General features: G+C 40.1%; 17 protein-coding genes. 6 read left to right on the forward strand and 11 right to left on the reverse strand.

What is annotated here, in order from left to right; all coding sequences use genetic code 11:
* Positions 1-54 precede the first annotated feature (54 nt).
* The 5 genes from H9647_RS23385 to H9647_RS23405 form a co-directional block, all read right to left on the reverse strand.
* Positions 55-276 carry a DUF6843 domain-containing protein gene (locus H9647_RS23385; RefSeq protein ID WP_191804575.1) on the reverse strand — a complete coding sequence of 74 codons (222 nt, stop codon included), beginning with the start codon at positions 274-276 and terminating at the stop codon, positions 55-57.
* Between the two features lie 107 nt (positions 277-383).
* Positions 384-584: a hypothetical protein gene (locus H9647_RS23390; RefSeq protein ID WP_191804576.1), complete on the reverse strand. Its 201-nt coding sequence runs from the start codon at positions 582-584 to the stop codon at positions 384-386.
* A gap of 16 nt (positions 585-600) precedes the next feature.
* Positions 601-1041 carry a hypothetical protein gene (locus H9647_RS23395; protein WP_191804578.1) on the reverse strand — a complete coding sequence of 147 codons (441 nt, stop codon included), beginning with the start codon at positions 1039-1041 and terminating at the stop codon, positions 601-603.
* 146 nt (positions 1042-1187) lie between these two features.
* Positions 1188-1742, reverse strand: a complete 555-nt coding sequence (locus H9647_RS23400; protein ID WP_191804580.1) for a hypothetical protein — start codon at positions 1740-1742, stop codon at positions 1188-1190.
* Between the two features lie 171 nt (positions 1743-1913).
* Entirely contained in the window at positions 1914-2894 is a 981-nt protein-coding gene (locus tag H9647_RS23405; RefSeq protein WP_191804582.1) for a hypothetical protein, read from the reverse strand.
* A gap of 75 nt (positions 2895-2969) precedes the next feature.
* Between H9647_RS23405 and H9647_RS23410 the strand changes: the two genes are divergently transcribed.
* Complete coding sequence (locus H9647_RS23410) at positions 2970-3305, forward strand: hypothetical protein (RefSeq protein WP_191804584.1); 336 nt, start codon at positions 2970-2972, stop codon at positions 3303-3305.
* A 62-nt stretch (positions 3306-3367) separates the two neighbouring features.
* Here the strand turns inward: H9647_RS23410 and H9647_RS23415 are convergent, their stop codons facing one another.
* The 4 genes from H9647_RS23415 to H9647_RS23430 form a co-directional block, all read right to left on the reverse strand.
* Entirely contained in the window at positions 3368-4408 is a 1041-nt protein-coding gene (locus H9647_RS23415; protein WP_191804586.1) for an NADH:flavin oxidoreductase, read from the reverse strand.
* A gap of 228 nt (positions 4409-4636) precedes the next feature.
* Positions 4637-5377, reverse strand: coding sequence for a type I methionyl aminopeptidase (gene map, locus H9647_RS23420; protein WP_191804588.1), 741 nt, complete (start codon positions 5375-5377; stop codon positions 4637-4639).
* A gap of 157 nt (positions 5378-5534) precedes the next feature.
* Positions 5535-5882, reverse strand: coding sequence for a hypothetical protein (locus H9647_RS23425; protein WP_191804591.1), 348 nt, complete (start codon positions 5880-5882; stop codon positions 5535-5537).
* A 54-nt stretch (positions 5883-5936) separates the two neighbouring features.
* The gene (locus H9647_RS23430) at positions 5937-6218 is read right to left on the reverse strand and encodes a hypothetical protein (protein ID WP_191804593.1); all 282 of its coding nucleotides are present in this window, start codon (positions 6216-6218) and stop codon (positions 5937-5939) included.
* A 535-nt stretch (positions 6219-6753) separates the two neighbouring features.
* Between H9647_RS23430 and H9647_RS23435 the strand changes: the two genes are divergently transcribed.
* Positions 6754-7581 carry an aldo/keto reductase gene (locus H9647_RS23435; RefSeq protein ID WP_191804595.1) on the forward strand — a complete coding sequence of 276 codons (828 nt, stop codon included), beginning with the start codon at positions 6754-6756 and terminating at the stop codon, positions 7579-7581.
* Positions 7582-7837: 256 nt separating this feature from the next.
* Here the strand turns inward: H9647_RS23435 and H9647_RS23440 are convergent, their stop codons facing one another.
* On the reverse strand, positions 7838-8050 hold the full coding sequence (locus H9647_RS23440) for a hypothetical protein (RefSeq protein WP_191804596.1): 213 nt from the start codon (positions 8048-8050) through the stop codon (positions 7838-7840).
* Between the two features lie 504 nt (positions 8051-8554).
* Between H9647_RS23440 and H9647_RS23445 the strand changes: the two genes are divergently transcribed.
* From H9647_RS23445 to H9647_RS23460, 4 genes are all read left to right on the forward strand, one after another.
* Positions 8555-9283 (forward strand): amino acid ABC transporter ATP-binding protein, encoded by a 729-nt coding sequence (locus H9647_RS23445; RefSeq protein WP_191804598.1) that lies wholly within the window; start codon positions 8555-8557, stop codon positions 9281-9283.
* A gap of 32 nt (positions 9284-9315) precedes the next feature.
* A complete protein-coding gene (locus tag H9647_RS23450; RefSeq protein WP_191804600.1) occupies positions 9316-10131 on the forward strand; it encodes a transporter substrate-binding domain-containing protein in 816 nt (271 codons plus the stop codon).
* A 105-nt stretch (positions 10132-10236) separates the two neighbouring features.
* Entirely contained in the window at positions 10237-10959 is a 723-nt protein-coding gene (locus tag H9647_RS23455) for an amino acid ABC transporter permease (protein WP_191804602.1), read from the forward strand.
* A gap of 51 nt (positions 10960-11010) precedes the next feature.
* Positions 11011-11661 (forward strand): amino acid ABC transporter permease, encoded by a 651-nt coding sequence (locus tag H9647_RS23460; protein WP_191804604.1) that lies wholly within the window; start codon positions 11011-11013, stop codon positions 11659-11661.
* A gap of 102 nt (positions 11662-11763) precedes the next feature.
* On the opposite strand, the gene solA is transcribed toward H9647_RS23460, so the two are convergent.
* The gene (gene solA / locus H9647_RS23465) at positions 11764-12891 is read right to left on the reverse strand and encodes an N-methyl-L-tryptophan oxidase (protein ID WP_191804606.1); all 1128 of its coding nucleotides are present in this window, start codon (positions 12889-12891) and stop codon (positions 11764-11766) included.
* Positions 12892-12897: the final 6 nt, after the last annotated feature.

Below are 12897 nucleotides of genomic sequence, written 5' to 3' on the forward strand. Positions count from 1 at the left end.
ACTTTTCTAGAAAGAAAATAGAAAAACCCCGAATGGTAGTCACTTTTTAAGTGTCTACCATTCGGGGTTCAGTTCAACCTTAAGGATGCCATCCTTTCCAATCCGGAAAATAGATGTGCCATCTTCCTTCTTAATCTCTGGGTGCTTTGATTGGTCATATACGATGTGAACCCACCCAATATAACCATCTGGAATAAGGTACTCGTTCTTTCCAGCCGATTTACTGCAACCTACACCGACTAAAGAAAAACATATCGCTATTAAAAAAAATCGCACTTTTTGAAATAACGCGGGATGTTTCACATACGGGCAATATAAAAACAGTCAATCATATAGACTAACTGCTTGGATAGTGAATATTAAATTATAAAAAAATCTCGAATTTACTTATCCTTGTTCTGCCGTTCATAATCTATTAAGGAACCAATCACAATGCCTAATAACATTCCAAAACCTGCCCCGAGTGATATACTGATACCTATGTTAAGGTCTAAGAAACTACTTACAATCAAGCTTACACAAGCCCCACTACTAAATCCAATAATAAGAAATATGGTTAAATATTTATTTTTATCGTTGTTCATCGTTTCCTCCTCAAATTCAAATTGCTTTTTTGATTTTAGAACCATATTTTTCTGTGAAACCGTCAAATGCATAATGAACAACTAGAATGTTTCCTCGTTTATACTCTGTTACTTTAGTTAATGTAGTAATGGTGTACTCTGCATTTTTAACGGCATTCTCAACTTGACTTGAAGTTTCAAAAAAATATATAAAAATGGCATCTTCTTCTTCGCCGGTTTCTTTGATATTAAATTTATAAGGAACTACATTTTCCATCACTGCATTTGTCGACGGTTGTACTTGTCTTACTTCCATTCCTTGACTTTTAAGAGAAGCCTCAAAACTTTCAAGATACTCATCCTTATCCAAGCCTACTTCTCTTCCTATACACCCAATAATAAAGAAAAGTAACAGAATGTTCAGAAAATTCACCTTTCTCATGCGATCACCACCAAATAAATTCGCTATGCCTTTCAATAGTTTACATACCCTCCAAGGTGTTCGTGTAAGGATCAGTTAATTGATAGCGTTGTATCATTACTTCATCATTTTCGAAAAGCGCTTTCATTATTCAGCGTTAGTTCAATGAGAATGGAGTCGCTACCATCCAGTTCCCCCTTACTTTAGTCATAGCCTCCTTCGGCTTCAGGCAAAGATTTATAAGCCTCCGACTCCTGGGCCATCTGCTGGATGTAGATTCTTAATTCTAGTAATTGATTCGCATCCTCCGTCATTCTACAATTCTGGTCTGTCCACGAAAAAATCTTTGTTTCGCCATCAACAGTTATCTTCCACTTATCTTCGTTGCTTGGCGTTTTGAAACAACCCTCTTCTTTAGATGACTTTTTCGGTCCCATTATGTCTATTGTTTTCATTTTGTCGTATATTTCTCGTAATTCATCTGTGGTAAATATGATGTTTGCTGTTGCCGAGCCTTGAGTAATCAAATCTTTCGTTACCGTTCCCGTATAAGTGTCTATTACATTCTTGGTTACTTCACCATAACCGAAGCTAACCATAAAATTGAAATCTGTTGGCATTTTTAACGGCATTTCGGTTTTCTGCTTAACACCCTTCGCTAATTCCGTATTATTTACCATGTTAGAATCAGAATGATCAGTACTACATCCCGTTATTAAAAGAAATAAAAGAAGCAACGTACAAAGTATCTTTTTCATTGCACTTCCCTCCCGATAATGTAAAGACGAAAATTGGATGGAATTGGTTGCAACAAACTGATTACTAGCGTGAAGAAAAAGCAGCCGATCACATTAATCCGCTGCCTTCTTATCTTAATCAACTATCGATTCCCGTTAGTCTGGAAAAAAGAGATGATTTGGTAACTAAGGTTAATAAGACTCATAATAACCTTGGTAAGGAAAAGATCTTGTAGGAATAGAAATGTTAGGGCTGGGATAATAGCCTTTGTAATTGATAACTGTTGCTTTATTATGGATTAATATTGTGCTCTCTCTTTCTTCTGGGATACCCAGTATTGAAATTACCTTACCATCTAACATAGGCTCATAAAATGAAAAAAGGCCTTTTTGACACAAGTAATTTCTTTCGATTTTTGACAGATTTATATCAACAGATAGTACAGCGCTTATAGTCTCCCCAACGTTTCGGGATATTGATAGCTTGAAGAACACTTGATTTCCAAATAATTTTGGTTCAGTTATATCTATATTCATTTCATTAAAATGAACTCCTTCAAAGATCTCTGAAAACCCCGGGATTTTCTCAAGCATTTTGATGGTAGTGATAAAATTAAATTTCTTCCCTGTTACGACATTAAATCTTTTAATACCATTTAGATTCGAATACAGAATTTCCTCCTTATTAATCCAACAATAATTAGTTATCCTGAAAGGTATTTTAGTTACTTCCTGATTGATTAAGTCATAAACGAATGGTTTATTATGTACAGTTACTGCCATGATTTTTGTTCCATCTTCATTTACAAGCATGCTCAATGGCGCCATATTAATCCTGGAGAACTTGTATAGCATTTTTAATGCTCCATTATCTACGTTTAATTTACAAATTTCCTTGCCAGTATTGATTATTATTTCAAAATCAGTAAGCCAAGTATAATCATGAAGCTGCCCCTGATAAATATTACGCCAATTCTTCTTATCATGTAAGCTCATCACATACATATTTTTGACTCCATCAACTATTCCAGAAAAAGCTATCTGCGAATTATTTTTACTTAAAATAAAATGAAAGTTATCTAAGTTTTGAAACATACTTAAATCAATGTTAACTTCTGATCCATCTAATGGATTCAAAAAGTTTAGATTTTTTTCATTTAGTCTATATAACATTTTTAATCAAGCTCCTTTTCATTTAGAGAATCCATTTCTATATAGATATATTAACATCCCGAGAGGAGCAAATTTATGATTAAGCAAAAACGATCTGTTGGGTTACTCTCTGTACTATTCGTACTGATTTTGGTGATTTCTGCATGCTCAGAGACGACGGAGATTTCATCTGGAGTATCAGAAGCTATGGAAGTAGCGGGAAAATATAAAACTGCTGAATTAGAAAGCCTGTCTAATCTTGAATTTACCGAAAGAAATGCAAATGAGACGCAAATTGAACTTAATTATACTGGCACTGCTTCATTGGGCGAAGAAACTTTAGATCTAGAAGGAACAATCTATCTTTTAAAAGAAGCTGATAAATGGAAAGTAAATAATAATGTTTCCCGTAAGAAGAGACTAGTTTTTTAGTATATATGAACAAAAAAAGACTGGATAATTATCCAGTCTTTTTTACATAGTATATTTCTCGATTAATATAGTGTTTTAAGCGATTCAGATGTGAATGGAACCAAATCATCCAAACGTCCTTCTCTAATTTTAGTTGCCCACTCCGGATCTACTAACAAGGCTCTACCGATGGCAACCAAATCAAATTCATCATTATCTAATTTTTTAACTAAATCTTCAATTCCTACGTTACCAGCACCTTTACCTTCTCTGAATAGTGATATGAAATCACCATCCAAGCCAATCGAACCAACAGTGATTGTTGGTTTTCCAGTAATTTGTTTCACCCAACCCGCAAGATTCAAATCGGATCCTTCGAATTCTGGCTCCCAGAATCGGCGGGTGGAACAATGGAAAATATCCACTCCGGCTTCAACTAGTGGTGTGAGAAATTGTTCTAATTCGTCAGGAGTCTTAGCTAGTTTAGCGGTGAAGTCTGACTCCTTCCACTGGGAAATACGCAGTATAATCGTAAAGTCAGGTCCCACTGCATCGCGGCAAGCTTTAATAACTTCTTCAGCAAAACGTGTACGCGCAACCAGGCTGCCACCATAGCGATCGGTGCGTTCGTTTGTTTTCTCCCAGAAGAACTGGTCAACTAAGTAGCCATGTGCACCATGTATTTCTATGCCATCAAACCCAGTGCGTTTTGCATTAGAAGCTGCTTGAGCAAAAGCATTAACGATCTCAACAACTTCAGATTCAGAATAATCATTAACGTTTTTTCTAGCGCCCATGTGCCAAATTTGAGGAATGATTTTTCCTCCTGCTTCATGTACTTCTGAAACTACGTTTGCCCAACCTTCTAATGCTTCCTTACCATAAATGAAGGGAACATTTTCTTGATAAGATGCATCCGCGTGATTAACAACCGTGCCTTCCGTTACGATTAAGCCAACGTTATTCTCTGCTCTACGGCGGTAATATGCTGCTACGTCTGGGCCAGGAACTCCATCAACAGATAGGTTTCGCGTCATTGGTGCCATCACTATACGATTCGATAGTGTAAGGTTTCCTAGAGTATATGGACGGAATAATGGTTGTACAGATTCTGAATAAGACATTTAATTAACCTCCGATTGAATATTAGTCAGTAGCAATGATATGTAAAAAGATAGATGTATGCATCCACTTATCAGGTTATATACATGCACATGCATACAATTTAAAGGATTGGATACTGATTGTCAAGGAACGACTAAACCACTTGCACTAAAAAATGGTTATTTCCCTGCCAAGCAAATACAACAAAAAAAGCCGGATTCCGGATTGGAATCGGCCTCTTGAACTTATTAAAGTGTGACGATAATTGGACCATTTTTAGTAAGGATAATCGTATGTTCGATCTGAGCTACATAGCTATTTTTAGTAGCAAAAGTCCAGTCGTCGTCTTTTTGGAATACTTCTTCTTCTAAGGTTGAGATAAATGGTTCGAATGCGATAACCATCCCTTCCTTTAATAACTCATCATCCGTCGTATCGTTGTAATTATAAATATGGTCGGGTGCTTCATGTATCGCACGTCCAACACCATGTCCTGTAAGGTTTTTGATGACCGTTAAATCATTCTGTTTTGCTGTTAGGAATACTGCTTTTCCAATTCCGCTTTTTTTGGAGCCAGGTTTTGCTTTTTTAAGACCAGCTTCAAATGCTTTCTTGGCAACATCGCATATTTTAGTTAGCATTTCATCTCCTTCGCCAACTACAAATGAGATTCCTGTATCGGCGAAATAACCGTTCTTTGAACCGGAAACGTCTATATTTACGATATCCCCTTCGCGAATAACCCGATCTCCTGGAATTCCATGTGCCACTTCTTCATTAACACTAATACAAGTATAGCCTGGAAAATCATATTCACTTTTTGGAGCTGAAACTGCGCCTTCTTTCTTAAAAAGCTCTTCAGCTATATCGTCAAGCTCTTTGGTCGTTATGCCGGGAACGGTTCTTTGTACCATTTCATCTCGAATAGAAGCAACAATTTTCCCGATTTCCTTCAAACCATTAAAGTCTTCTTCTGTTTTTGCAATCATTTCGCTTATCTCACTTTCCTTTATCATCAATTACAACTATATAAGTATTAAATTATCATATCCAAAGGTGCGATTCTTAGCAACTTTTTATAAACTTCGTAACGTATTTGAAATTAGGATAACCATTACTATGGCTAGAGTTATCAATATTTTAATGTCACTCTAAAGTCAGTTCCTCTTTTTTATCGTTCCATTCAATTGTTAGAAGTATTGACCTATTACTGATAATATTATCTGTAACTACCTGGACCTTAACTTCATTTCTTGATCCCAAATCTTCCATATTACCATCTGCTGTTAGACCCGTATCACTTTTTAATAGATATGAAATATTCTCAACGTTCTCTTCTTCACCTATATATCTTATTGTATATACCCCATCCCCTTGAAAAGTAGCACTCCAATTTTCACTTTGGGCCCTCCAGATTTTCATATCTTCGCTACATCCGATAATAGAAATTGCACTTAATAGAACAATAAGTAAAGGTTTTATTATATTATTCATAATTAAATTCCCCCCCCTTTTTAGGTACTAGAGCAGTGCCCCTCTATGTATGATTTATTCGCTAAACGGATCATAACCCTTAGCTATAATTACTTTTTTAATTGCTGGACTCATGCCAAAGTTTTCGATTTTTTTATCCGCATAGTCATACGAGATCGTAAATTCTTGTGATTCCTGTTCAACAACATGTCCTTCCATAGCAATAGAATCGAGTGCCATCTCAGGTAACAATTCTTTATTCGTGATTACGACATCCAGTTCATATTTGTTTTTCAGATATTTTACTGCTTCCTCTTCCGCTTCTTTAAAATAGACCTGTTTATCACTTTGCTTCATGTCCTGGCACCCTCCCAAAATGAAAGTGGTTAGTACAGTCAAGTAAAATATACATGCGAGTCGTCGCTTCAACCTCATATCAATCTCCTATTCTATTCATTAATGGTTTACATATCTGCATCATAGTACAAAATCATTATGATCACATCGGCTGTTAGCATCGTTTTTAAGCGTTTTATTTACAAAATTCACATTACCCAATTCAACTATATTTGCATCAGATCTCTATTATAATTATGTTTTCTCCAGTAGCTTTGCTAAGCCTTACACAATTTTCGCATTCAATCCTGTCAATTACACATCGTCCTGATTATCTTCCATCGTAGTGAGCGCTATATCCATTCGTACACGTCTTAAAAAGATAAAATATGGGTTTTTCCAATCAAAATGGTCGTATTCCCTTTCTATTACCAAAAATATTCTAGTATAATTAAGTACAGACGGCCATCTATTACCAATTGGCTGACATTCAGCAGAGTGATTACATAATTGAATAATTGAATAATGAATCAAATCAGAGGAGGAATTTCGGACCATGAAACATGTGCAGGACACAACAACACTTTATAACGGAGTTAAAATGCCTTGGCTGGGTTTTGGTGTATTTAAGGTTAAGGATGGAGAAGAAGTGGTTGAAGCCGTCAAAACGGCCATTCAGGCAGGTTATCGCAGTATCGATACAGCGAAAGCGTATAACAATGAAACGGGTGTAGCTCAAGGTATTCGTGAATCCGGAATCGCTCGCGAGGATCTGTTCATTACCACCAAAGTGTGGAACGGAGACCAAGGTTACGAATCCACGCTTGCAGCTTTTGAAGCAAGTATGGAACGACTAGATCTGGACTATCTAGATCTTTATCTGATCCACTGGCCTGTCAAAGGCAAGTACAAAAATACATGGAGAGCGCTGGAGAAACTGCATAAGGAAGGACGCATCCGTGCCATTGGGGTGAGTAACTTCCAGATCCACCATCTGGAGGACCTGATGACAGATAGCACGATTAAACCCGCTGTGAATCAGGTGGAACTACATCCACTATTGACCCAAAAGGAGCTTCGGGAGTATTGCAGTAAACATCAAATCCAAATTGAAGCCTGGTCTCCACTTGGTCAGGGACATCTGCTGGAGCATCCGCTTCTTCAGGACATCGCTGCCAAGTACAGCAAGTCACCGGCACAGGTCATTCTACGTTGGGATCTGCAAAATGGGATAGTCACCATACCTAAATCCGTTACACCACAGCGCATTCGCGATAATGCGGACCTATTCGATTTTGAGCTGACCATGGAAGATATCGAGCGCATTAATCAATTGAACGAGAATAAGCGCTTTGGTTCCGATCCGGACAACTTTAACTTTTAACCTTAACATACACAACATACAATTAGGCTAGAATACCTCAAAAAATCCCGATTCGGATGCAAACGTACCTGGATCGGGATTTTGTTTGTTCATTTATAGATATAGTATCTGCGGCGAGTGCCTAGCAGCAACATCCATACCTAGCACGAGCACTTTTTCATTTTCAAGCTCATTCCCGTTGCCGTACAATTTCAATTCAACCTGACTATCGCCATCCCAAACCCCCTACCCGTGAGCTCCCACCTGAACATGAAGTTTAATCCGGATGCGGTGAACAACCGGACCCATTAGCCAGATAGCCAAATACCCGCAGGAATGACAATTTTACCATCGCCTGCTTCTTCCAAGCTGCTACAGCCAGTCGAAACATATCAGTATTATCCGTCAAGCCACCCCCTACCGCTCCATAATCCGTAATCTGATCATCTGGTGTAAAGATGACAGGGAAACTCACTTCATAAGCTTTCATATGGATTCAATACCTTCTCCTCTCTTAAGTAGGAAGTAATATGTACCTATCGTTCAGAAAACCTCTCTACCTGTAATTGAATTGGACTGTCTTTAATATTGCAGCACTTACTGGTAAGCGCATTCTCTCGCTCTGTCATATCAATGCCATAGGGCATAAGACTACGTATTATTGCCCCGTACAATTAAGTTTTGATGTTATTTGTTTTTAAGCTCAGAGTCATAAAGTAAACATCCCTTCCAGTATACTCTATATATGTGCTCCGATTTTTGTGAAGTAACAGTAGAATAGATTCATATTATGGGAGTAAATATCACAATGAGTTCACTCAAATATAAAATATTCAACGTGTTCACAGGCTTCTCTCTATGAATCTTATTAACAATGTTATATTTTATAACAAAAGAATTGCCTTTAGCAGAATGAGTATGTATGATTAAATAACTTCCAATTCATTCCTTCATATTCCTTTTCAAACAGACGTAGCAGAAAGGATGGGATTTCTTGATTGAATTCAGAGGTGTACAGAAGCATTTTGGCCATTTTCATGTCCTCAAAGATATTCATCTTCACATTGAAGAAGGAGAGGTCGTTGTCATTATCGGCCCTTCTGGCTCAGGCAAAAGTACATTGCTCCGCTGCATCAATCGTCTCGAGACAATTACCGAAGGTGAACTTGTTGTCAGTGGTGTCCCTTTACATCAGAAAAAGGTGGACATCAACCTCTTTCGCCGTGACATCGGCATGGTATTTCAACACTTCAATCTCTATCCTCACAAAAAAGTCATCGATAACATTACCCTTGCACCCATGAAGGTGCGTAAACAACCCAAAGAGCAGGCAGCCTCTACAGCGATGAAGTATCTGACCCGAGTAGGCATTGCTGACAAGGCCGATAGTTATCCTTCCCAGTTGTCCGGCGGACAACAGCAGCGTGTAGCCATTGCAAGAGGTCTCGCTATGGAGCCGAAGATCATGCTTTTTGACGAACCCACCTCTGCGCTGGATCCCGAAATGATCGGGGAAGTTCTGGATGTTATGCGGTCTCTTGCCCACAACGGGATGACGATGGTCGTTGTTACACATGAGATGGGTTTTGCCCGCGAGGTCGCAGACCGAGTCATCTTTATGGATGAAGGACGAATTGTAGAAGAAGCCTCTGCTGCTGAATTTTTCGACAACCCAAGAGAAGAACGGGCCAAGAAATTCCTGAGCCGTCTGATTCACCACTGAGAATAATCCATTTTGAAAGGGGTCTTTACCAAATGAAAAATGTATTGAAGTGGCCGTCGTTTATGTTCGTTTTGATTCTATCCCTTGTATTGTCTGGTTGTGGCGCCAGCGGTGGCTCTGGTGGGAATACCGAAGCCAAAGGCACGATCGAACAGATTAAAGAGCGCGGCAAGCTCATTGCCGGCGTGAAATACGACACCAAATTATTCGGTTTGAAAGACCCCGCAAGCGGCGAAGTCGAAGGATTTGATATTGATATTGCCAAGGCACTCGCAAAACAGATTCTTGGAGACGAAACGAAGGTAGAATTGAAGGAAGTAACGTCCAAAACGCGTATTCCAATGCTGCAAAACGGTGATATTGATCTCATCATCGCTACGATGACGATTACGGATGAACGCAAGGAACAAGTGGATTTCAGCGATGTCTATTTTGAAGCCGGGCAGTCCCTGCTTGTGAAAAATGACAGCACGATTACAGGTCTGGAAAGTCTCAGCGGTGTGAAGGTACTTGCCGTCAAAGGTTCGACTTCTGCGCAAAACATTCGCGAAAAAGCCCCGAGTGCCGAGGTACTCGAATACGACAATTATCAGGATGCCTTCACAGCCCTCAAAGCAGGTAAAGGCGAGGCTCTAACGACCGATAACATCATCTTGATCGGCATGCAGCAGACGGATAACAACTACAAGCTGGTTGGTGGAAATTTCACGAGTGAACCTTACGGCATGGCGATTCGCAAAGGTGATACTGCCTTCGTCGAAGAGGTGAACAGTCTGCTTAAAAGCATGAAGGACAGCGGTGAATATGATACATTGCATGAGAAATGGCTTGGCAGCAAGCCCGAGTAACCCCGATTAATGATGGTTAAAACGGCGACTTCGCCTGTATTATGCTGTGCATGGGCATGGCGTTAGTCGCTGTTTCTACCTCTGGAGAACGGAGGCTTCGCGAGCATGGGCAAATTGGACTTCAACGTACTAATCAAACACTCAGATCGATTCCTGGAAGGGTTCCTCAATACCATCCAGGTGAGCATCATGGCCTTGATTGGCAGCTTTATTCTTGGTGCAATCATAGCCATCTTTCGGATATCCCCCATCAAACCGCTCAACTGGATCGGAACGGCTTTTGTGGAGTTTATCCGTAACATCCCCCTACTGCTTGTCGTGTTTTTCTTTTATCTTGGATTACCGGCACTGGGTATTTCACTCGATGGATTCATCTCGGGTACACTCGGTCTGACTATCTATACAGCTGCATTCATTGCGGAAGCAATCCGGGCGGGTATTCAGACGGTCCCTCGTGGACAGTTAGAGGCCGCGAGATCTTCCGGTCTGTCCTATGTACAGGCCATGAACCTGATCGTTTTACCGCAAGCGATAAAGATTGTATTGCCGTCCATTGGCAACCAGTTTATCAATCTTGTCAAGAACTCATCCATCCTTGCGGTCGTGGCTGGCATGGATCTGATGTATTTTGCCGATCTGATCAATTCAGATACGTTCCTGCCGCTGAGCGTCTACACCATTGTTGCGCTGTTCTACCTGGTGCTCACCTTGCCGCTCAGCTTCCTAGTTCACTATATGGAACGCCGATTCGGGCAAAGTGATGCTGATGCCAGCCTTTCCAAAGTCAAACCTAAAAAGAACAATAAAGCGGGTCAGGTCACCATGTAAAACAGACATTCATCCTAAACCTTGTCCTACTACAGAAGGAGGCCGATGATTATGGACTTTAGCGGGGCCTACGCATGGCCCAACCTTCGTTTCTTGCTGCAAGGATTCCTGATCACCCTGCAAGTGGCAGGTTTATCGATTGTATTCAGCTTTGTACTGGGTACGGTGCTCGGTACCGTTCGATATACCCGCATTCCCGTCCTGTCACAGATTGTGGCGGTCATCGTGGATATCATCCGGAATCTGCCGCTGCTGCTGATCATTTTCTTCATTCATATCGTGCTGCCCCAACTGGGGATCAAAATGTCCGTCTTCTGGTCCACGGTTGTTGGACTTAGTCTTTTTGAAGGCGCCATGATCGCTGAAATTGTCCGCAGTGGACTCAAATCAGTTGAACGCGGTCAGGTGGAAGCGGCTCGTTCCTCTGGACTGAGCTACATGCAGACACTCGGCGGTATCATCATGCCCCAGGCTTTACGGCGTATGTCGCCTCCGATGGTGAGTCAGTTCATCTCCTTGTTGAAGGATACTTCACTTGCGATCATCATCTCCCTGCCGGAGTTGATGCACAACGTGCAGATCCTCGGTGGTCAGAGTTTCGATTACGTCATCCCTGCTCTGCTACTCGCAGCCGTACTGTACTTCGTCATCAACTACACGTTGTCCATCGTGGCACGGCGGCTTGAAGCACGAATGACTTGACACAGCCTAAAGAAGACTCCAGCTCCACTTCAGCAGTGGTTTTGGAGTCTTCTTTGGATTTCATTTTTGTTCACCTATATTGTTCAGATATTTAAAGCTGTTTTATGAAAATCGATGGATTGAAAAAGGAGAAATATTCTGTTCTGTCTTTCCTGATATAATCAATTCACTTAAAATCTGTCCAACTACACTGCTAAATTTAAAGCCATGTCCTGAGAAGCCGGATGCAATGGCAACGTTTGAATAAGTAGGATGTAAATCGATAATGAAATCTTCATCAGGAGTCATTGTATACATACAGGTTTTACCATACTTCATTTGTTGTGTAGAAGGTATGTAGTGTTGTAAAAATTGTTTTATATCAGTCGCATCTTTCTCTAGTTCATTAAATTCCAGAATGGGTTCATCTGGGTTGATTGTTTCTCCTCCATCATGCCGGCCTACTTTTAATCCAGCTCCATCGATGTTTGGAAAACCGTAAAAAATTCCTTGAGATGTCTCAAACGCAAAGGCTGGAAAATTTTCTTGATTATATACATCTTCGTTGTCATCAAACCAAGCAAATGTTTTTCTTACTGGATTTAGAGGGAGGTTTAAGTCCAGCATGGAAAGAAGACTTCCAGACCAGGCTCCTGCTGAAACCACTAATGCATCGGCACTAAAAGTATGATCATCGGTTTTGATGGTAACTCTTTTATCATGAACTGATATTTCTTGCACTTTACTATTGGTTATGATGGTAGCACCGTTCTGCTCTGCGAGTTCTCGATATGCATCTATGCATTCCTCGCATTTCAGCACTCCTGATGTTGGCTCAAAGCAACCAATGTAATTCTCCGGTAAACTAATGCCCGGCCAACGCTTATTTACTTCATTAGAATCTAGAATCTCCAGTGCCAATGAATAGGTTGTTGAACTTGAGATGATATTCTGAATAAAATCCGAATTTTCGTAACCTACGTTTAAAACCCCTGTTGGGAGAAATAATTGTTTTCCTGTTACTTTCTCTAAGTCATTCCACAATTCTTGGGCTTTAAGTGCCAACGGAACATATTTTACACCTTCGCCGTATGCATGCCGAATAATTCTTGTGTCTCCGTGATGACTCCCTCTATTATGAGGGGGGTTAAAAGAATCTAATAATAACGTTCTCTTCCCACTCTTTGCTAAAAAATAACCTGCCGCCATCCCCATCGATCCTGCTCCAATTACGATTACGTCATAGTGCATTGTAAG

Source organism: Paenibacillus gallinarum (genome assembly GCF_014836635.1).
Lineage (GTDB): Bacteria > Bacillota > Bacilli > Paenibacillales > Paenibacillaceae > Paenibacillus > Paenibacillus gallinarum.